16 protein-coding genes are annotated in these 19,245 nt (G+C 52.9%); 8 read left to right on the forward strand and 8 right to left on the reverse strand.

The genetic code is table 11. From position 1 onward, the window contains the following. Positions 1-2 precede the first annotated feature (2 nt). Positions 3-3,542 carry a PAS domain-containing hybrid sensor histidine kinase/response regulator gene (locus ACQ66Q_RS05410; protein ID WP_430455851.1) on the reverse strand — a complete coding sequence of 1,180 codons (3,540 nt, stop codon included), beginning with the start codon at positions 3,540-3,542 and terminating at the stop codon, positions 3-5. 253 nt (positions 3,543-3,795) lie between these two features. Between ACQ66Q_RS05410 and ACQ66Q_RS05415 the strand changes: the two genes are divergently transcribed. The 4 genes from ACQ66Q_RS05415 to ACQ66Q_RS05430 all read left to right on the forward strand — a co-directional run bounded on the left by ACQ66Q_RS05415 (position 3,796) and on the right by ACQ66Q_RS05430 (position 8,350). After that, a complete protein-coding gene (locus ACQ66Q_RS05415; RefSeq protein WP_430455852.1) occupies positions 3,796-4,062 on the forward strand; it encodes a DUF4212 domain-containing protein in 267 nt (88 codons plus the stop codon). A 10-nt stretch (positions 4,063-4,072) separates the two neighbouring features. Next, positions 4,073-5,785, forward strand: a complete 1,713-nt coding sequence (locus tag ACQ66Q_RS05420) for a sodium:solute symporter family protein (protein ID WP_430455853.1) — start codon at positions 4,073-4,075, stop codon at positions 5,783-5,785. Between the two features lie 79 nt (positions 5,786-5,864). After that, on the forward strand, positions 5,865-7,670 hold the full coding sequence (locus ACQ66Q_RS05425; protein ID WP_430455854.1) for a putative nucleotidyltransferase substrate binding domain-containing protein: 1,806 nt from the start codon (positions 5,865-5,867) through the stop codon (positions 7,668-7,670). 2 nt (positions 7,671-7,672) lie between these two features. After that, a complete protein-coding gene (locus ACQ66Q_RS05430; RefSeq protein WP_430455855.1) occupies positions 7,673-8,350 on the forward strand; it encodes a 3'-5' exonuclease in 678 nt (225 codons plus the stop codon). A 96-nt stretch (positions 8,351-8,446) separates the two neighbouring features. Here the strand turns inward: ACQ66Q_RS05430 and efp are convergent, their stop codons facing one another. From efp to ACQ66Q_RS05450, 4 genes are read right to left on the reverse strand one after another with little or no spacing between them, the layout of a single operon-like run. After that, positions 8,447-9,007 carry an elongation factor P gene (gene efp / locus ACQ66Q_RS05435; RefSeq protein ID WP_430455856.1) on the reverse strand — a complete coding sequence of 187 codons (561 nt, stop codon included), beginning with the start codon at positions 9,005-9,007 and terminating at the stop codon, positions 8,447-8,449. 18 nt (positions 9,008-9,025) lie between these two features. Further along, positions 9,026-10,249, reverse strand: a complete 1,224-nt coding sequence (earP, locus tag ACQ66Q_RS05440; protein ID WP_430455857.1) for an elongation factor P maturation arginine rhamnosyltransferase EarP — start codon at positions 10,247-10,249, stop codon at positions 9,026-9,028. Between the two features lie 26 nt (positions 10,250-10,275). Beyond that, a complete protein-coding gene (locus ACQ66Q_RS05445) occupies positions 10,276-10,650 on the reverse strand; it encodes a hypothetical protein (RefSeq protein WP_430455858.1) in 375 nt (124 codons plus the stop codon). After that, entirely contained in the window at positions 10,650-11,177 is a 528-nt protein-coding gene (locus ACQ66Q_RS05450; RefSeq protein WP_430455859.1) for a hypothetical protein, read from the reverse strand. The genes ACQ66Q_RS05445 and ACQ66Q_RS05450 overlap by 1 nt, the downstream gene beginning before the upstream one ends. 193 nt (positions 11,178-11,370) lie before the next feature. Here ACQ66Q_RS05450 and ACQ66Q_RS05455 point away from each other — a divergent pair, with 193 nt between their 5' ends. From ACQ66Q_RS05455 to ACQ66Q_RS05465, 3 genes are read left to right on the forward strand one after another with little or no spacing between them, the layout of a single operon-like run. Next, positions 11,371-12,546, forward strand: coding sequence for a diguanylate cyclase domain-containing protein (locus tag ACQ66Q_RS05455; RefSeq protein ID WP_430455860.1), 1,176 nt, complete (start codon positions 11,371-11,373; stop codon positions 12,544-12,546). Continuing rightward, the gene (locus tag ACQ66Q_RS05460) at positions 12,533-14,566 is read left to right on the forward strand and encodes a TonB-dependent receptor plug domain-containing protein (RefSeq protein WP_430455861.1); all 2,034 of its coding nucleotides are present in this window, start codon (positions 12,533-12,535) and stop codon (positions 14,564-14,566) included. The genes ACQ66Q_RS05455 and ACQ66Q_RS05460 overlap by 14 nt, the downstream gene beginning before the upstream one ends. Next, entirely contained in the window at positions 14,560-15,066 is a 507-nt protein-coding gene (locus tag ACQ66Q_RS05465) for a YfiR family protein (protein ID WP_430455862.1), read from the forward strand. The genes ACQ66Q_RS05460 and ACQ66Q_RS05465 overlap by 7 nt, the downstream gene beginning before the upstream one ends. A 7-nt stretch (positions 15,067-15,073) precedes the next feature. Here the strand turns inward: ACQ66Q_RS05465 and ACQ66Q_RS05470 are convergent, their stop codons facing one another. The 3 genes from ACQ66Q_RS05470 to glnS all read right to left on the reverse strand — a co-directional run bounded on the left by ACQ66Q_RS05470 (position 15,074) and on the right by glnS (position 18,347). Next, the gene (locus ACQ66Q_RS05470) at positions 15,074-15,691 is read right to left on the reverse strand and encodes a LysE family translocator (protein ID WP_430455863.1); all 618 of its coding nucleotides are present in this window, start codon (positions 15,689-15,691) and stop codon (positions 15,074-15,076) included. Positions 15,692-15,730: 39 nt separating this feature from the next. Then, complete coding sequence (locus ACQ66Q_RS05475) at positions 15,731-16,588, reverse strand: hypothetical protein (RefSeq protein WP_430455864.1); 858 nt, start codon at positions 16,586-16,588, stop codon at positions 15,731-15,733. A 94-nt stretch (positions 16,589-16,682) separates the two neighbouring features. After that, positions 16,683-18,347: a glutamine--tRNA ligase gene (gene glnS / locus ACQ66Q_RS05480; RefSeq protein WP_430458538.1), complete on the reverse strand. Its 1,665-nt coding sequence runs from the start codon at positions 18,345-18,347 to the stop codon at positions 16,683-16,685. A 212-nt stretch (positions 18,348-18,559) separates the two neighbouring features. Here glnS and ACQ66Q_RS05485 point away from each other — a divergent pair, with 212 nt between their 5' ends. Further along, a complete protein-coding gene (locus tag ACQ66Q_RS05485) occupies positions 18,560-19,102 on the forward strand; it encodes a hypothetical protein (RefSeq protein ID WP_430455865.1) in 543 nt (180 codons plus the stop codon). Positions 19,103-19,245: the final 143 nt, after the last annotated feature.

The following is a 19,245-nucleotide window of genomic DNA, read 5'->3' on the forward strand; positions in this document are numbered from 1 at the left end:
CGTCATTCAGGGCTGTGCAGTTTCAGTGAATTTAAAGCCGCACGCAAGGCCGCTGCTTTGATCGGTTTGGCTAAAAACACCATCCCGGCCGCCTTAGCCCGCGCGGGCAGGCTCGGATCAGGCGCTGCCGACACTAAGACGCCACGCAGCTTCGGCCAGCGTTGTTTTAATGCGATAAACAGCTGCAGCCCATCAGGCGGCTCGCCTAATTGATAGTCAGCGATCAAAATATCTACCGGCTCGTTGCGCTGCAGCGCGGTTTGACCATTGTCGTCGCAGGCAATAGAACCGAGTTGCCATTGCGTTAATAACACATTAAGCGCCGCAAGGTTGCTATGGTCATCATCGACACACAGGATTTGCAGTCCGGCACTGATGGCAACAGCCGGTGTCGCTGTATTTTCGGTATTACTGGTCAACACCGCAGGTAAATGACTGGCCAGCAACGGGACTGCTACCCGAAAACAACTACCGTGACCCGGTACAGAATGCACCTGTAGCGGATGGCCAAGGCTTCTGGCCATCCGCTGCACCACGCCGAGGCCAAGACCGACACCTTGCTGGCCACGTGCGGTTGCCTGCACACGGAAAAAGTCGACAAAAATCTGTTGCTGGTCCATCTCCGATAAACCAGGCCCGGTATCCCAAATTTCGATCCAGACCTGTGCGCCCCGCCGGCGACAACCCATCAACACTTTGCCGTTTTGGGTATATTTGATTGCATTGCTCAGTATGTTCTGAATGATCCGCCGTAAATAAGTGGGATGACTGCTGACCTGAAAATGACCTGGCCGGACATGCAACTGTAACTGTTTCTGCTGCGCCAACAGCTGACTTTCATCAGCCAGCTGAAGCAGCATCGCGCGCAAATCGACCGGTCCGACCGGAAACTCCAGTTTGCCTTCGTCCAACCTGGCGATATCCAGCAAGGTCGCCATCAGCTCTTCTGTTGCCTTTAATGAATTATCCAACTGCCCCAGCATTTGCCGGCCTTTATCATTCAACCCCTGATCAATCAGCGCGGCCGAAAACAATCGCGCTGCGTTGAGCGGCTGCAAAATGTCATGACTGGCCAGTGCCAAAAAGCGGGTTTTTGAGGCATTGGCAGCTTCAGCTTCCGCTTTTGCCTGCAGTAGCTGCAACTCAGTGGTGCGACGCAGATCAACCTCCGCCAGCAGATCCGCATTCATCTGGCTGATTTGCGCCGTGCGTTCTGACACCCGGATTTCCAAATGCTCCTTGGCGGCAGCCAGCGCCTGCACCGCTTTGACGTGCTCGGTGATATCGGTAAAGCTGGTAACAAAACCCCCACCAGGTATTGGATTACCGCGAATTTCGATGACGGAACCATCCGGCCGTACGCGCTGGAACACGTGGGCGGTGCCATTTTGCAAGTGACTGATCCGCTTAGCGACATGTTCATCGGCAGCACCTTCGCCGCACAAACCACGCTCTGCATTAAAACGCACAATATCGGCCACAGCACGGCCTACCCGGATCATGCCGGCCGGATATTCAAACATTTCCAGATATTTTTTGTTCCAGGCGACTAATTGCAGATCACGGTCCACCACACTGACGCCCTGACTAAGGTTTTCCAGCGTCGAGAACAGGATCTTGCGTGAAAACTGAATGGCTTCGCGCGTGTCATCAAACATCGTGACGACGTCTTCGAAAGCAAAAGATCGACCTTCCAACACCGCATTGACCATCGCTGCGGCACTGGACGAGCCAATCACCCCGGCGAGCTCACGTTCGACATGGCGTACTAACTGCGGTTGTAAAACATCGTCTGCGGAGGGCCTGTAGCCATTGCGCTGGGCAAATTCGTCCAGAGCTTCCTGCACCCGGTTGCTACCGACAAAACGCTCCAGCAACGTCAGCATATCGGCAGAGCGCAGCGCAGTTCGTTTTAAGGATTTGCCATCATCCGGCAGTGGCAGGTTAGGTTTGACAAAAGCCACGGCTTGTAGCCGGTCATTTAAATCGGCTTTGTGTAATAGTGATACCACGACATAGGCCAGCGTATTTAACCCTAGTGACCAATACACACCGTGACTGAGCGGGTCTAACTGAACGCCGAATAATGCGGTGGGTCTGAGCCATTGCAGGCCAAAAGCCCCCTGCTGCAGCAATGGCTCTGCCAGTACACCGGCATTGACCAGCTGCGGCAGCATCAGGCAATAAAACCACAACACAAATCCGACCGAGACCCCGGCATAAACGCCCCAGGCATGACCCCGCCGCCAGTACAAACCACCAAGCACTGCCGGCGCCAGCTGAATGATCAGCGCAAATGCCAAAAGACCGGTTTCTGCCAACTCGTAGCTGCGCGCAAACCAACGATAATAACCCCAGGATAAAGCCATCACGACCAGAATCATCAAACGGCGTACGCGCAGAATTAACCTGCTGTAGTCGCCGGTATGTGGCTGCATCTGCCGACGTCTTAAAATGGCAGGCATCACGACGTCATTACTGATCATCGTGCCAAGTGCCAGCGTCGCAATCACAATCATCGAGGTTGCAGCCGAAAATCCGCCGATAAACACGAACGCACTGAGGACATCCCAGCCCTGGCTGGCCGGGATTAACAATACAAAACTGTCGGCATGATTCAGCTGGGTCGGAAATAAATCCACACCGGCCATGGCGATGGGCACGACCACCAGCGTCACCAACACCAGATACAGCACAAACCAGCGCCTTGCTTGATGCAAATGGGTCGCCGCCGTATTTTCGACAAATGTGACATGAAACTGCCGCGGCAATAAAAATACCGCACAGACAGCGAGTAAGGTTTTAGTGAAAAAACTCAGCACACTAAAGGCTTCAGCTGATTGTTGGCTGGCGCTGTGTTGCTGGAACTGTTGTAACAACAAAGTGGGGGCCGGGATCAGCCAGTACAGCACTGCACCAGCCAATAACAACAGTGCCGCCAGTTTAATCACGGATTCAAAGGCGATGGCCGCCATCACGCCACGATTTTGCTCAGTCAGGTGGAGCTTACGGGTGCCAAATAAAATGGCAAACAACGCCATTGTCGCTGCGCTCCACAGTGCCGAATCCTGCCACACTGGTCCTGTGGAATCAGCCGAACCGCCAATTAAAACCTGATAGGAGCTTGTCACCGCTTTGAGTTGTAACGCGATGTAGGGCACTACCACCACCAGGCACAATAATGCAGTCAGCGCTGCAATCGCCTGGCGTTTGCCATATCGGGCACTGATAAAGTCGGTTAACGACGTCACATTGTGTTTTTTGGCGACAAACAGCAGCTTGCGCAATAAACGATGACCGAATAAGTACAACAGCACCGGACCCAGATAAATCGGCAGATAGTCCCAACCAGAACTGACTGCAGACCCCACGGCACCATAATAAGTCCAGGAAGTACAATAGACCGCCAGCGCCAGGCTGTAGATCGCACCCCCATACTTTTGTAGTAGTGAATCATGCCGCGCCTGGTCAGCCCAATTCGCGATGGCAAATAGTCCGCCGATATACGCGACTGCCAGCAAGATGATCCAGCCTGTTGCCACCCGACACTCCTCTTTTTATTTCAATTAGTTACAACCTTTACAGCCAGCAAGGTTCCGTCTGTCGTTGCTGCTCAGTCTTTGACAAATCGGCCGGAGTGTCAATCACATCAACAGGCAAAACCTGATGCCTGTCAACCACTTCGACTAAAGTCGGGCTAGGCGTTTTGCTAACACCGGCTATTGTGTGAAGAGCGGCATTTGCCAGCTCACAACAGGTTATAACAATAAACAAAACACAACGAGGAGAGACTTTATGGCGTTTCACAGCTCTGAACAAGCCAGTGCCTATTGGCGCGAAAATGTCAGTCTGATGCTGAAACTGCTGGCGATCTGGTTTGCGGTTTCATTCGGTGCCGGCATTTTATTTGTTGACACGCTGAACGTAATCCAGTTTTTCGGCTTTAAGCTCGGATTCTGGTTCGCGCAACAAGGTTCAATTTACGTTTTTGTCCTGCTGATTTTCGTCTACGTGGTGAAGATGAATCAGTTAGACCAAAAATACAACGTCCAAGAAGATTAAGGGGCGCGCCATGGATTTACAGACTCTCACTTATATTATTGTCGGCGCGACCTTCCTGCTGTACATAGGTATCGCAATCTGGGCACGGGCCGGCTCCACTCACGAATTTTACGTCGCCGGCGGTGGTGTATCACCGCTAGCCAATGGCATGGCAACTGCAGCCGACTGGATGTCTGCAGCATCCTTCATTTCGATGGCCGGTTTAATTTCCTTTATGGGGTACGATGGTTCAGTCTATCTGATGGGCTGGACCGGTGGTTATGTGTTGCTGGCGTTATGTCTGGCGCCCTACCTGCGTAAATTCGGCAAATTCACAGTGCCGGATTTTATCGGTGATAGGTATTACTCACAAACGGCCCGCACCGTTGCCGTGGTTTGTGCGATCCTGGTGTCGTTTGTCTATGTTGCCGGCCAGATGCGTGGTGTCGGCGTGGTGTTCAGTCGCTTCCTGGAAGTAGATATTGAAACCGGTGTCGTCGTCGGCATGGCCGTGGTGTTTTTCTATGCCGTACTTGGTGGTATGAAAGGCATTACTTACACCCAGGTCGCTCAGTATTGCGTGCTGATTTTTGCCTATCTGGTCCCCGCTGTATTTATTTCATTAATGATCACTGGTAACCCCATTCCACAGCTTGGCTTTGGTGGCACTATTGAAGGCACAGATACGTACTTACTGGATAAATTAGACGGCCTGTCAAAAGATCTCGGCTTTGCCATGTATACCGACGGCACTAAATCAATGATCGACGTGTTCGCCATTACGGCAGCCTTGATGGTCGGTACTGCCGGTTTGCCTCACGTTATCGTACGGTTCTTCACAGTGCCACGCGTGAAAGATGCGCGTATTTCCGCTGGCTGGGCATTAATCTTCATCATGATCCTGTACACCACGGCACCGTCGATTGGCGCTTTTGCCCGCTACAATCTGATCAACACCATCAATGGCGCAGATCAACAAGGCACGCTGGTCAGCGAAACACCGCAGTGGATCAGCAACTGGGCAAAAACTGGTCTGATCAAGCACGAAGATAAAAATGGTGACGGCCGCATGTTTTATTCAGGCGATGAGCGCAATGAGATGACCATTGACCGCGACATCATGGTATTGGCAAATCCGGAAATTGCGCAGTTACCAAACTGGGTGATTGCACTGGTAGCTGCAGGCGCTATCGCGGCAGCATTATCCACTGCAGCCGGCTTGTTATTGGTGATTTCGACGTCAATTTCGCATGATTTACTGAAGCGAAATCTGATGCCGAATATCTCAGATAAAATGGAATTGCGTTATGCGCGGGGCGCTGCCGCAGTCGCCATTCTGGTGGCTGGATACCTCGGTATCAATCCACCGGGCTTTGTCGCGGAGGTGGTGGCATTCGCCTTCGGCCTTGCCGCTGCCAGCTTCTTCCCGGCGATTATCCTTGGCATTTTCTACAAGAAAATGAATAAAGAAGGTGCGATCGCCGGTATGTTAGCAGGTATGGTGTTTACCATCGGCTATATCGTCTACTTTAAAGGCATCTTTATCACCCCGATGGCGGCCAATATTCCGGCCAACTGGTTCCTCGGTATTTCACCGGAAGGTATCGGTACCGTGGGGATGCTGGTGAATTTCATCGTGGCCTTTGTGGTTAGCAAATTCACCAAAGAAGTCCCGGTCGAAGTACAGGAAATTGTTGAATCTATCCGGTTCCCGAAAGGTGCTGGTGCGGCATCTGCCCACTAAGTTTACTCTGAGATAATCGGACACACCGCAGTATCAGGTCAGCGTCCCGGCGCTGACCTTTTTCATTCAGGAGCTTGTCATGCAAATTCAGGAAGTGGTGCAGTTCTTAACGCAAGTTCCCCCTTTTGCCGATTTACCGGCGGCCGATCTCACCGCGCTCAGCCAGCAAATCAAGATTTATTACGCCGTGCAATCCGAACAACTACCGTTCAGTCACCAGCTGATATTGGTGCGTACCGGCCTGTTTTTGATGCAACAACAACAGCAGCTGTATCCACTGCAAAGCGGAGATTGTTGGGGCTATCGCCAGTTGCTAACGCAACAGGATGTCGCCGAACAACTACATTGTCAGGAAGATGGCTTGCTCTATCTGATCCCGCAGGCGGTGTTCGAACAATATCAGCATCAGTTCAAGAACTTTGCGTTGTATTTTCAGCGCTTGCTTGGCAGGGCGCTGCATCTGCATCAGCAAAGTGCAACCGACCATCAGCGTGTTGGCGATCTCTGTGCCCGGCAGGTTTACAGCATACAAGGTGATGCCACGATCCAGCAGGCGGCGATATTAATGACGCAGCAGCGGATATCGTCGGTCTTAGTCATAGCCGAAAACCAGCTTTGCGGTATTCTGACCGACCGCGACTTACGCAGTAAAGTTCTGGCCGCCGGCCTGCCAGCGCATACCCCCGTCGAGCAGGTGATGACGCGCAATCCTTACCGCATTGCCGCCGACGCTTTTAGTTTTGAAGCCCTGCAGCTGATGAGCCAGCATAATATTCACCACTTACCGGTCGAACAGGCTGGCAACATCACCGGTGTGCTGACGACCAGCGATTTGGTGCGCAGTACGCAAGAACACCCCCTATTTTTAATCAGCCATATTCACCGCCAGCACGATAGTGCCGGCCTGAGCGCCTGTCAGGCATCTATCACACAACTGTGCAGGCAATTGGGACAACAACAATTGCCATCCCGCGAAATCAGTCAAATCCTGACCACTTTGTATGACGCGCTGGCGCAAAGCTGGCTAAAGCTGGCACTACAACATCTTGGCCCAGCCCCATGTGCATTCAGCTGGTTATGCTTTGGCTCGCAAGCCCGCCAGGACATGTTACTCAGTGCTGATCAAGACAATGCCCTGTTGCTGGAGAAAGAACCGGTCGGTGATGTTGAACGCTATTTCAGTGCGCTTGCCAGCTTTGTCTGTGACGGCCTGGCCAGCTCTGGTCAGGTGCATTGTCCGGGATTGGTGATGGCCACCAATCCGAAGCTTCGGCTCAGTCTCTGTGGCTGGTCGGGCCGTTATGCCAGCATGATCCAGACCCCCACACCACAGGCGTTACTCGACAGCAGTATTTATTTTGATGCCCGGGTGGTCGCTGGCAGTCAGGCACTGTTTAATGCACTGCAGTCGGACATTCTGGCCATCAGCCACCAACAGCTGTTTATCTGGCAACTGGCAAAAAATGCGCTGAGCCATCAACCGCCACTGGGATTTTTTAAGCACTTTATCCTCGAGCAGGACGGCGCCAAACGCCGGGGGCTGGATTTAAAAAAACGCGGCATTGCGCTTATTCATGATGTCGTCAGAGTCCATGCGCTGGCGCATGGGGTTTCTGCCGTCCAGACGCCGGCACGACTCGCCGCCTTGGTCACATTGCAGGTGCTCAACGCCAGCGAAGCGCGGGATTTAACCGCTGCATTTGAATTGCTGCATCAGCTGCGCTGGCAACTGCAATATGCCGCACTGCAACAAGGCGGCTCAATGACCAATTTACAGGACCCGGCCCAGCTGAATGTGCTGCAACGTCATCAGCTGAAAGATGCCTTTGCCGTGATCAGTCAGCACCAGCAAATCGTGGCACAGCGTTATTGCCGGGAGCTATAAGAATGTTATTCAGTAGCTGGTTACAGCGACTGAACGCGCTACGCCGCACTCCGGCATTTCCCGGACTACAGACGGTTTCAGGTCAACTGCTGGCGCGCCAGGCGCATTTTTTGGTGCTCGATCTGGAAACTAGTGGTCTGGACGCTAAACAGCATCATATTGTCAGTGCGGGATGGGTCTGCATCAATCAGTTGCAGCTTGATTTGTCTGACAGCTTTTACAGCACACTGCGACCTGCAACTGCCGAGGCCAGAACCCTCGGTCAGAGTGCCGTGATCCACGGCTTGCATCAGGCCGATTTGGCTGGTGGCATCAGCGAAAGTGAATTTTTACGCGAGTTTTTACAAGCCGCTGCCGGTCGGGTGCTGGTCTGTCATCACAGTGCCATTGAAAGCCGTTTTTTGCAGCAGGCCTTCAAACGTCAATACCAACAAAGTCCGGCACTGCGATTCGCAGATACGCTGGCCCTTGAGCAACAACGCCTGCAGCGCCAGGGCCAGGTGGTAAAAAGCAGCGCTCTGAGTCTGAACCAATGTCTGTTGCGCCATGGCCTGCCACAGGTCCAAGCGCACAATGCGCTGGAGGATGCTTACGGCTGCGCGTTATTGCTACTTAGTCAAATCCGGGCTCGCGGCCATGACTTGACGATCAGAGCTTTGCTAAACCCTCATTCAGTCTGAGGCAGACGAATGATTCACGCATGGCGATAACCCAAGGGGGATGAACTGTGCAAAAAAAAAACCGCCAAAAGGCGGTTTTTTTTAGCAGAACACCAATTACTTGGCGCGGCTGCGGTACTCGTCAGTACGGGTGTCGATTTCGATTTTGTCACCGATCTCAACGAAAGCCGGAACCTGAATTTCAAAACCAGTTTCCAGTTTTGCCAGCTTCATGACTTTACCTGAAGTGTCACCACGGGCAGCTGGTTCAGTGTAAGTCACTTCACGAACTACGATAGTCGGCAGGTCAACAGAGATAGCACGTTCGCCGTAGAACACAACTGAACAAGCCATTTCTGGCATCAGATACTTCAGAGCATCTGTCATGTTGTCGGCTTCGATTTCGTATTGATTGTATTCAGCATCCATGAACACGTACATTGGATCAGCGAAGTAAGAATAAGTTACTTCTTTAGTTTCCAGCAGAACTTGTTCAAATTTGTCGTCCGCGCGGTATACAGTTTCTGTACCCTGGCCAGACAGCAGACCTTTCAGCTTCATTTTTACAACAGCGGAGTTACGGCCTGATTTGTTGAATTCAGCTTTCTGAACAACCATCGGCTCGTTGTCGACCATAATGACCTGGCCGGCGCGTACTTCTTGAGCAGTCTTCATCATAATTGAAATATCTTCTTGTTAGGAAAAATTGCGCGACATTATAAGTCGGTTTTGTGCAAAACGCACGAGGTTGCTGGCAAGATCTTGCTGAGCCAGTAACTTATGCTGCCAGCGCAGCATAAGACCCTGTATTTCATAGAAATTATCTACGAGTTGTGGCCAAAAAGCAGCAAAATTCTGCTCCTGTTCCCAGACCAGATGCACCTGACGCCACCAAGCTGCCAGTGCAGGCGGCTCATCAGCCAACATCAATGTCAGAAATGCGTCGAGTTTTTCCAGATGCGCCTGCTCTGCCTGACGATAAATCTGCCAGATAAAAGGCCGGCCGGCCCAATGGGCGCGGATCACCGAATCTTCACCTCGGACAAAATTCAGATCACAGAGTGCCAACAAAACATCGTAATCCGGTTGCGGCACAAACGGCAGGATCTGTAGTGTCAGACTCCCCCACTGCAACAGCCCCTGCTGTTGCAGGTCCGGATAACCGGCGCGCAAATATTGCGCCAGTGCACCTTCGGCAACCAGTACCCAATTCGGCCGGCTGTCTGCACTCAGCAGTTCCAGCCAAGACTGGATCCCGGCCTGGCTGTACGCAAACACTGAGATCACCCGGCAATCCGGCGCAGGCAATGTCAGACCGAGTTGACGCCACGCCGCAGCTCTGGCAGCCGCATGTTGCTGCAGATGCCGGGCGGATGCCACCACCTGCGACTCACGCAGCAGTCCACCCACATCCGCAGTAAAACCAGGGAAAAAAAAGTACTTTTTTAACCGGATCCCCGCCTGAGGCGATGGCAAACCATGACAGCCACTGGCCCAGTCTTCGGCAGTCAGATACTCCAGATTCAGCCACAGCGCCTGTGGGTTGGCTCTAGCGAGTGCATTGAGAAAATCCGCCGGCACAGTGCAAGCCAAAGCTTCAATACACAGCTGGACAGTACGAAGTTCATCGGCTTCCAGTAACGTCTGTGCTGGCACAGCCGTCTGCCAGTGCAGAATGTCGACACCGGCAATATGCTGGCGTATTGCCGTGGGGGCAACTTCAGGACAAATCCGGACAAAGCTGGCCAGATCATCCACAAACAACCGCACCTTACAGCCATGCTCTGCCACCAGCTGACGTGACAACCGCCAGCAGATACCGATATCACCAAAATTATCAATGACGGAGCAGAACATCACCACCGACAGCCCAGACACTGGCGCAGTCAACGCAGGCACCGCAGCAACAGATTCAGACAAGATTAAACTCCGCGCAGATCATCAGATTAAGCCAATATGGCGCGCAGTATAACACCGGCAAGTTTGAGGCTGAACGCCAGACAAATCAGGCACAGCACCAAGAACAACAACAGCATCAGCTGATACCAGCCAACACGCAGCCAATATCCTAATCGCGCCAACAGACCTGCCGCCGGCTTTGCTGTCGGCACCTGCTGAAACATTTGTCTTGCCAGCAACAACAGCAGACACCACAACAATAACAACAAGGGTAACAACAGCCATTCACTGCGCTGCGGTAACAAAAAAAGCACGACAGTGCCCAGCAATAACAGCAGTGCGCAGATCTGTAAAAATTGTGGCGAAAACCAATGACTTGAGCGTTGCAACAGCTGCTGGTAACGCTGCCAGAACCTGCCCATCAGCGTAGCTCCTGCTGATACAAATCCGGCGGATACAACGCGACAATGCCGGCATCGCCGCGGTAATCAGCCACCAGCCAGATTTGTTCGAATGGCTGAGCTGCTGGCAACGTCATCGACTGGCGATAGTGCTGCAATTGTTCCGTACGCCAAAACGGATTGGTATTGCGGATCACCAACCAGACACGCTGACTGTCATAACTTTTGCCGGCTTTTTGCCGGATCAACCGATCTAATGCCGCCAGCATCCGTTGCGGCGTGGGTATCTGTGCCTGTGCAGCCAGCGCATCGCGGGTCAGTGGGCTTAAATCGCGGCCAAGCAATTGCATGGCTTCGGCTTCGCTGCCATACAAATGCGCAATCTCCAGGTCCAGCCTTTGTTGCGCCAAATAACAGGACACATCAGGTTTAGCCGGTTCGTTGTGCCAGATATGCCGCATCGATACGCCAAATTGGCGTTGATACAAACGCATAAATAACCGGGCAGCTTCATGTTCCAGCCGGATCTTTTCAGACACTTCCTGCATGCACTTGCCTAATGACGAAGAAACGAACCTGATTCTACTGCAGTTTTCCGCATGGCAGCTATATTAATCAACACTGCGTTGTTTCGTGTTTCAGGGGGCTTTCGTGCCTGTAAAACCCTCATCAGTCAGGCCTTTATCTTTAGTCAGCCGGTTAACCAGACTCAACTTATTGATTCTGGCTGGCACGATTTTTATGACAGTGCTGTTATTGGCAGCCGTCACCTGGCATTCCGCCCGGGAGCGCCATCTGGCTGAAGCAGCCGTCAATACCGAACAACTGGCGTTAAACCTGGCAGCCAGTCTGGTGTTTCTCGATAAAGCCGCCGCCGCAGCCGAACTGCAAACTTATGCGCAGCGTCAGGATGTGCTGGATCTCGCAGTGTACCAACCTGACATGCAGCTATTCGTCAGCCAGCCAGAAAAAGTCAGTCGTTTGTGGTTACAAGCTGACAGCTATCAACAGCTGGATTGGCTGCAATTGCAAGTGCGGCGCCCTATCCGTTTTAAAGCAGAAACTGTTGGCAGTGTGGTGGTGACGGAAAGCTTGGCCGGCTTACAACAGGCATTGTTGTCACTGCTGCTATTGTTTGGCCTGATTGTGATCCTGGCCTTGTTCGCGGCCAGCCGGGTACTGCATTTGGTACAGCGTAAAGCACTGGCGCCGGTGGTAGAGCTGGCAGAGCTGGCTGATTATGCGGCCCGAAAACAGGATTACAGCATCAGAGGCACAGTGCGGAGGCGCGACGAAGTCGGCCGTCTGACCGAGCGACTGAATGAACTGTTCAAACGGATTGAGATCTGGCAACAGGACCTGCAACAGCAATTGCAACAGCAACAACAGGAGCGGATGCAATTGGACAAACTGGCGCATTCCGACCACCTGACCGGCCTGGCCAACCGTCTATTCTTTGAAACAGAATTGCCGCGTGCGGTGGCCTATGCGGCCGCGCAGCAACAAACTCTGGCGCTGTTGTTCATCGATCTGGATAACTTTAAAACCGTCAATGACCGCTGGGGTCATGATGCCGGTGACGAAGTGCTGCAAATCGTTGCCAAACGGATGCAATCCCAGCTACGCCAGACCGACCGGTTGTTTCGCCTCGGCGGCGACGAATTTGCGGTGCTGTTGACTGATATCGTACAGCCGGAATGGGCAATGCAATTGGCAGACCGGCTGATCCAGAGCGTACGGGAGCCGATGTGGCTGAAAAATTCACTGATGCCGGTAGGAGCGACGGTCGGACTGGCATTTTGCCCGCAAGACAGCACCGATGCAGCGTTGTTGTTACAGCAAGCGGATCAGGCGATGTATCAGGCCAAACGTGCCGGTAAAAACACCTGTCGGAGGTTCACCGATGGCGAGAACTAGCCGGTTAACTGCCATAAGCTTGTTGCTGTTGCTGGGATTGTCAGCTACAGCACAAAGCACCGAAGCCGAAACACCAACGCGCACATCCATGCAAACAGCGGTGCAAAATTCTACCGCAACCAACCCTCCAGCGACGCCAAGTCTGGAACAACTGCTCAGCACCCCACTCAGTGATGTACCGCGGCAAATCGAAGTCAGCACTGCCGCGCGGTATGCCCAGTCCAGTAACCAGAGTGTCAACGTCACTTATGTTGTCACGTCTGCTGATATTGAACTGTTCCAATGGCAAACGCTGGCACAGATTTTACAAAGCCTGCCCGGGATTTATATCAGTAACGATGGTGCTTTTTTATATGTCGGCGTACGTGGTTTAGGCCAACCCGGAGACTTTAATTCGCGGCTGCTGTTTATGCTCGATGGTGTACGGATCAATGAAAACATTTACGACGCTGGTTTATTGGGCAGCGACGCCATCATCGATGTCGAAAATATCGACCGGGTCGAATTTGCGGCAGGACCGGGTGCGGCCGTTTACGGCAACAATGCATTTTTTGGCGTGGTCAATATTCTGACTAAAACGGCGCAACAGCTGCGAGGTGGTGCCCTGCGAATGACGATGCAAAACAATGGCAGCAACCGTTACTTCTTTAATACCGCCAGACGGCTGGAACAGGGCGCCGAATGGTGGTTCAGTGCCAGCCATCAGCAGCGCCCGGAGCTGCCACTGGCGTTCGAGCCACCGGCCGGCGAAGCAGAAGCCTATCAGGCACAAAATCATGAACATTTAAGTCGGTTACGCTTTGGGGTCAGACAACAAGGCCTGCGGTTGCAGGCGTTATGGTCTGGGCAGACGCGCTATAGTCCTTCTTCGCTGCCGACGCCGTCCGGCTGGCAAACCGTTGCTGTTGCAGATCAGAACGATAATTTTTTAGTGTCATTGGCGCATCAACAGGCAATTGGCGACGATCTGGTGTTAAGCGGACATCTGAATCAAAGTGGTAGCCGTTATCAACGCGATATCCCCATTTACCACCCGGACTATGCGCAAACGCTGTTGCACAACGATCAGCTGGGCCGCTGGTTCAGTGGTGATTTGCTGCTGCAGTATCAGGGGCTGACGGCGCATGACCTGTTGTTTGGTCTGGAATTTCAGGACGATGTGCGTCAGCAAATTGAAGTATCGCTAGCCGCCAGCAACGAGTTGTATCAGGGTTATTATGGCCACAACCAACGCAAGTCGATGTTTGTGCAGGATCAATGGCAACTGTTGCCACAGCACAGCCTGTTGCTGGGCGTGCGCTACGACGATTCGCGTGTCAGTCCACCGCGCTGGAGCCCCCGGGTAGGCTGGATCTGGCAACTCAATGATGCTCAGAATTTAAAGCTGCTGCATGGCAGTGCCTATCGGGCGGCAAATTTGTACGAATTTGCCACTAACTCCAGTTTTTTTGCACCGCCGCCTGAAGTTGAAACGGTGACGTCGACTGAGCTGACCTTCGAGCAACAGCTGTCCCGGCAATTCAGTTATCGCCTGAGTTGGTATTATGCCGACATCGATGATCTGATTATGCTGAAGCCGACCGAGGCCGTCTTTACTAACAGTAATCAGATACATAACTATGGCACTGAGCTGACGCTGGACTGGCGAATGCAAAGCGGAGCCATGCTGAGTGCAGCCTGGTCGTGGCAGCGCGGTAAAAATGATTTAGGTGAGCGATTACAAAACTCGCCACAGCATTTGGTCAAACTGCAGTATCAGCAACCGATCAGTTGGTTAGATGCACAGTTCAGCGCCACCGCCTTGAGCATGAGTCAGCGTTGGGTTGGCGACACGCCATTGGCCGGCTATGTTGTGGTGGATTTGGGTTTGACCTGGCAATTAAGCGCCCAGCATCTGCTGGCCGTGCAGCTGCAAAATAGTGGCGGCCGGATGATTTTTGACCGCCCAATTCAGAGTAATCCGCCGGCATTGCAACCAGGCCGGGTATTCTCCGTCACCTGGCGGTGGCAACTATGGTAAAGCTGCGGGCACTGTGGTTATGCGTCAGTCTGTTGGGCACAGCACTGACACCGGTGCAGGCGACTGAATTTGCTGCCGATGAATTCAGTCTGAAGGCGACGTTTTTATACCGCTTTGCGCAATACACCCAGTGGCCCCCGCCACCGCGCAGCGTCATGCGTTTTTGTATTGTGCAGTATCCACAGCTGCTGAAGGCACTGCAAACGCTACCGGTCCAGATTGATGCCAAAGCCATCGATGATGGATCTGCGCTGGCCCAGTGTGATGTGTTGATGGTCGGGCTGAGCGAACGCCGTGCGCTGCAACAGTGGCAGACATTGTTGGCTGGTCGTCAGCTGCTGATTGTCACCGACAATGCCGAAGCCTACCGTCAGCTGGGGATGATCCAATTATTGACGTCACCGGATGGCATTAGTTTTCAGGTCAATTTACGGCGTACTCAATCGCACCAGCTGAATCTGGGCTCCCAGCTGCTGAAGCTGGCGCAGCAAGTCGACTAAAGCCCGGTCACGCTGCGACTGCTTGTTGCCATAACTCAAACACCACCGGCAGCACTGACAACAGCAGCAACAACGCCATGCTGTAGTTGAACCACTGGCGATAATGCGGTTGATTCAGCACCCGGCGCAACATCGCGCCAAATGTCAGCCAGGCGCCAACACAAGGAAAACTGACCAGCAAAAACGCCGCGGTGATCTGCAGTACTTCCGGCAATACGGCGCCACCAACTGTCGTGAAGGCCGCGATGGCGCCGGATGCCATCACCCATGCTTTCGCATTGACCCATTGAAACGCGGCTGCCTGCCAAAAATTCAGCGGTTTATCCTGCACCGTGTTGATTTGACCGGCGCCACTGCGCGCAATTTTCCAGGCCAGCCACAACAGATAAACCACGCCAATCACTTTGATCAGCGTATGTAACCAGGGCAGCGCGGTAAAGACCAGACCAAAACCAAGGCCTACCAGCAACACCATGGCAGGAAAACCCAGACAGATGCCGCACAGATGGGCCAGGCTGGCGCGTACGCCATAGTTCACGCCGGACGACATCATCATAATATTGTTCGGACCCGGCGTGATGGTGCTCGACAAGGCAAAAAAGAATACTGCAAAAAATACGTCCATCAATACTCCGGATCAGTGTGTCTTTGGCAAGTGCAACAATCAATCATGCCCGACAGCAGGGATGGTTGCGGTGATGGCAGGACGGGTTGGCAGGTATGGATTTTGTATCTTTAAAACCCGACGTTGGTCAAGTGCTAAACCTTTTAACTTTGCGGCGAAATGACGGTCAAACAAGCGCTGCAAACTACCATCCTGCTGCATTTGCCGGATGCCCTGCTCCAACGCTGCAGCTAACAATGGATTTTGCTGGCTGACAAAAAAATATTCAGCGGACGGATATTGGATTAACCAGTGCGGTTCAATCATCAGGCCTTGTGACTGCCACAGTGCAATTTCATCACTGATCTCCAGCACGCCGCGCGGCACTGCATCAACCCGTTGCTTCAGTAATAACGGAAACAAATTCGCGTACTGCGACACCCCTTGCACTTGCCAGCCGTGTTGACGCAACAACTTGGTATCAATCCAATCATGCACCTGAGCAAACTGCAGTTCACGCCAGTGTGCACCTGTGCGTAGCGCCGCAAAACGGGCCTGTTGTTGCTGATGGATCAGCAGCAGCCGGTAGCCACCATAACCAAAATAAATCGGGATCCGCACCGGCAGATATTTTTGTTCACGCTCAACCGACGTTAAAGTCCAGACCACGTCGACCGCACCACCGGGCATTAATTCTTCCAGGGCGCGGCTACGGGAAAACAAATGCCGGGAGGGCACCACTTTGAGCTGAGGCGCGCTACGCTGCAGCGCTTCTGTTAGCAAAGTGATGGCGTAGTCAGAGCGACGGTCGTGCTGATGCTGCGGTGGCGGATAACGCACCTGATCCTTTGGCGTAGCAGCAAAGACCGGCACTACGCTGAGGATCCAGTAGCAAAAACCCTGCAAACAGAGCTTCATCCCTGACACTTTCCGTTACCTCCATATCCTGCCGGTACTGCCGGTACTGCCGGTACTGCAAAATAAAAACCAGCCCGCAGGCTGGTTTTTCTAATTACGCTTCAGCGGCAAAGCTGTCCCGTAAGCCAACGGTGCGGTTAAACACCAAATGGTCCGCGCTGGCATCCCGGTTATCCAGGCAATAGTACCCTTCGCGTTCGAACTGATAGGCCTGCTCCGCTTTTGCACTGGCCAGGCTCGGCTCCACATAACCCTGCTTCACCGTCAAAGATGCCGGATGGATCACCTGAATAAAGTCATCCTCTGCTGCCGGGTTAGCGACACTGAATAAACGGTCATAGACACGGAATTCTGCCGTTTTGGCCTGCGAAGCCTCGACCCAGTGGATCACGCCGCGCACTTTACGACCATCGGCCGGGTTTTTCCCCAATGTTTCCGGGTCGTAACTACAAATGAGCTCCAGGATATTGCCGTCAGCATCTTTAATGACTTCATCGGCCCGGATCACATAAGCGCCGCGCAGACGCACTTCACCGCCGGTGACCATCCGCTTGTAATGCTTGTTGGCTTCTTCGCGGAAATCGGCACGGTCGATGTACAGCACTTTGCCAAATGGCACTTTGCGGCTGCCCATCGTTTCATCTTTTGGATGATTCGCTACATCCAGCCATTCCACATCAGCAGCGCTGAAGTTACTCAACGTCACTTTGATTGGATCCAGCACAGCCATCGCACGCGGCGCATGCGTATCCAGATCTTCGCGGATACAGGCTTCCAGCGCGCTCCATTCAATCACGTTGTCCTGTTTGGTAATACCAATCCGTTTGGCGAACTCACGTAAAGATGCCGGCGTATAACCACGGCGGCGCAGACCAGCGATCGTTGGCATCCGTGGATCATCCCAGCCAGAAACATGGCCACCTTCGACCAGCTGATGCAGCTTACGCTTACTCATCACCTGATATTCCAGGTTAAGCCGCGAAAACTCGATTTGCTGTGGGTGGCAAGGGATGGTGATGTTATCGAGGATCCAGTCGTACAAACGACGGTTATCCTGGAATTCCAGCGTACACAACGAATGCGTAATGCCTTCAAGCGCATCGGAAATACAGTGGGTGAAATCGTACATCGGGTAGATGCACCATTTGTCGCCGGTCTGGTGGTGATGAGCAAATTTCACCCGGTAAATCACCGGATCGCGCATACAGATAAAAGACGACGACATATCGATTTTGGCACGCAGAGAGCACTCGCCTTCTTTAAAACCGCCGGCGCGCATTTTTTCAAACAGCGCTAAGTTTTCGGCTGGCGTGGTATCCCGCGTTGGACTTGGCTTGCCTGGCTGCGTCAGACTGCCGCGATATTCGCGCATTTCTTCGGCATTTAAGAAACATACGTACGCCAGACCTTTGTTAATCAGTTCAACGGCATAACCATATAAGGCGTCAAAATAGTCCGATGAATAACGCACATTGCCAGTCCACTGGAAGCCCAGCCATTGCACGTCACGTTGGATCGAATTGACGAAATCAATGTTTTCTTTTTCCGGGTTGGTATCGTCAAACCGCAGATTACAGGTCCCCTGATAATCTTGTGCAACGCCAAAGTTCAGGCAGATGGATTTGGCGTGGCCAATGTGCAAATAACCATTTGGCTCCGGTGGGAAACGGGTCTGCACGGTGTTGTGCTTGCCGGACGCGAGGTCGGCATCAATGATTTGCCGGATAAAATTCGTGGGGCGTGTGTCGATGTCCGCCATATCAATCTGGTCCTTTTTCGGATAAATGCTAGGATAAATGCTCGATGCATAACGCCGCATTATAACACCGGCGTCAGCGCTGACCAGTAGCAGCGCGACAGTTGTGTTCGACAGGATTCATCTACTGGACACCACACGCAGATCCAGCGCATTGGCCACGCCGTAGCTGGAATCATCAGACAGTTTTTTTGGTTTTTTTGAATGGAGTCAGCATGTATCAGTCCTTTTTTCGTCACCTCGCAGCGTTGTTATTGTGCGGCGCCAGCTTTTTACCGCCACAAGCACAGGCCGCACATCCACCGGCACCGCTGACCGAAATTGCCGTGGCCGCCGGCAGCTGGCAAGGCAAGCTGCTGTACAACGATTATGCCTCGCCCGGCAACATGGTCACCTTGCCCACCCGGCTTCATGTAGCGCTAAGCCAGCCAGATACGCTGGTGCTGTATTTTATCTATGACGATGGTCCGGGCAAAATTGTCTATGGCTATGACCAGATGCAATTCGACCTGAAGGCGGGGCTGGTTAACTGGCGCAGTGGTGACAATGCAACAGACACACAGCGCTATACAATCAGCGGGGTGCAGCGTAACTCAGCCGGCACGCAGTTCAGCCTGAGCCGGCAAGCGGACTCAATGTTAATCCAATATCAGCTGACGATATCCGCCAGCAGCATTGTCATGGAGAAAACAGAAGTCGTAGCGGCGTCGCCTGCGGTGTTCCGCCATCGCTATGAATTTTCCCGCCAGAAACCATAGCGCGCCGGCTTGTGGCTTTTGACCCATGGTAAAAGGCTAAAAAAGGACACCCACATATTCTAAAATGTGGGTGTCCTGAATAATTCCCATCCTGAATAATTGCTGGTCACTCAAACCGCTTTGCAGAACCCGTTGCTCAAATG

Origin of the sequence: Rheinheimera sp. (assembly GCF_965283995.1) — a bacterium.
Classification (GTDB): Bacteria; Pseudomonadota; Gammaproteobacteria; order Enterobacterales; family Alteromonadaceae; genus Pararheinheimera.

Bases quoted from the DNA above. Each gene is read 5' to 3' on its own strand.
- ACQ66Q_RS05415 (WP_430455852.1), top strand. From the start codon at position 3,796: ATGGCGTTTCACAGCTCTGAACAAGCCAGTGCCTATTGGCGCGAAAAT.
- ACQ66Q_RS05420 (WP_430455853.1), top strand. From the start codon at position 4,073: ATGGATTTACAGACTCTCACTTATATTATTGTCGGCGCGACCTTCCTG.
- ACQ66Q_RS05425 (WP_430455854.1), top strand. From the start codon at position 5,865: ATGCAAATTCAGGAAGTGGTGCAGTTCTTAACGCAAGTTCCCCCTTTT.
- ACQ66Q_RS05430 (WP_430455855.1), top strand. From the start codon at position 7,673: ATGTTATTCAGTAGCTGGTTACAGCGACTGAACGCGCTACGCCGCACT.
- efp (WP_430455856.1), bottom strand. From the start codon at position 9,007: ATGATGAAGACTGCTCAAGAAGTACGCGCCGGCCAGGTCATTATGGTC.
- ACQ66Q_RS05445 (WP_430455858.1), bottom strand. From the start codon at position 10,650: ATGGGCAGGTTCTGGCAGCGTTACCAGCAGCTGTTGCAACGCTCAAGT.
- ACQ66Q_RS05450 (WP_430455859.1), bottom strand. From the start codon at position 11,177: ATGCAGGAAGTGTCTGAAAAGATCCGGCTGGAACATGAAGCTGCCCGG.
- ACQ66Q_RS05455 (WP_430455860.1), top strand. From the start codon at position 11,371: ATGACAGTGCTGTTATTGGCAGCCGTCACCTGGCATTCCGCCCGGGAG.
- ACQ66Q_RS05460 (WP_430455861.1), top strand. From the start codon at position 12,533: ATGGCGAGAACTAGCCGGTTAACTGCCATAAGCTTGTTGCTGTTGCTG.
- ACQ66Q_RS05465 (WP_430455862.1), top strand. From the start codon at position 14,560: ATGGTAAAGCTGCGGGCACTGTGGTTATGCGTCAGTCTGTTGGGCACA.
- ACQ66Q_RS05470 (WP_430455863.1), bottom strand. From the start codon at position 15,691: ATGGACGTATTTTTTGCAGTATTCTTTTTTGCCTTGTCGAGCACCATC.
- ACQ66Q_RS05475 (WP_430455864.1), bottom strand. From the start codon at position 16,588: ATGAAGCTCTGTTTGCAGGGTTTTTGCTACTGGATCCTCAGCGTAGTG.
- glnS (WP_430458538.1), bottom strand. From the start codon at position 18,347: ATGGCGGACATCGACACACGCCCCACGAATTTTATCCGGCAAATCATT.
- ACQ66Q_RS05485 (WP_430455865.1), top strand. From the start codon at position 18,560: ATGTATCAGTCCTTTTTTCGTCACCTCGCAGCGTTGTTATTGTGCGGC.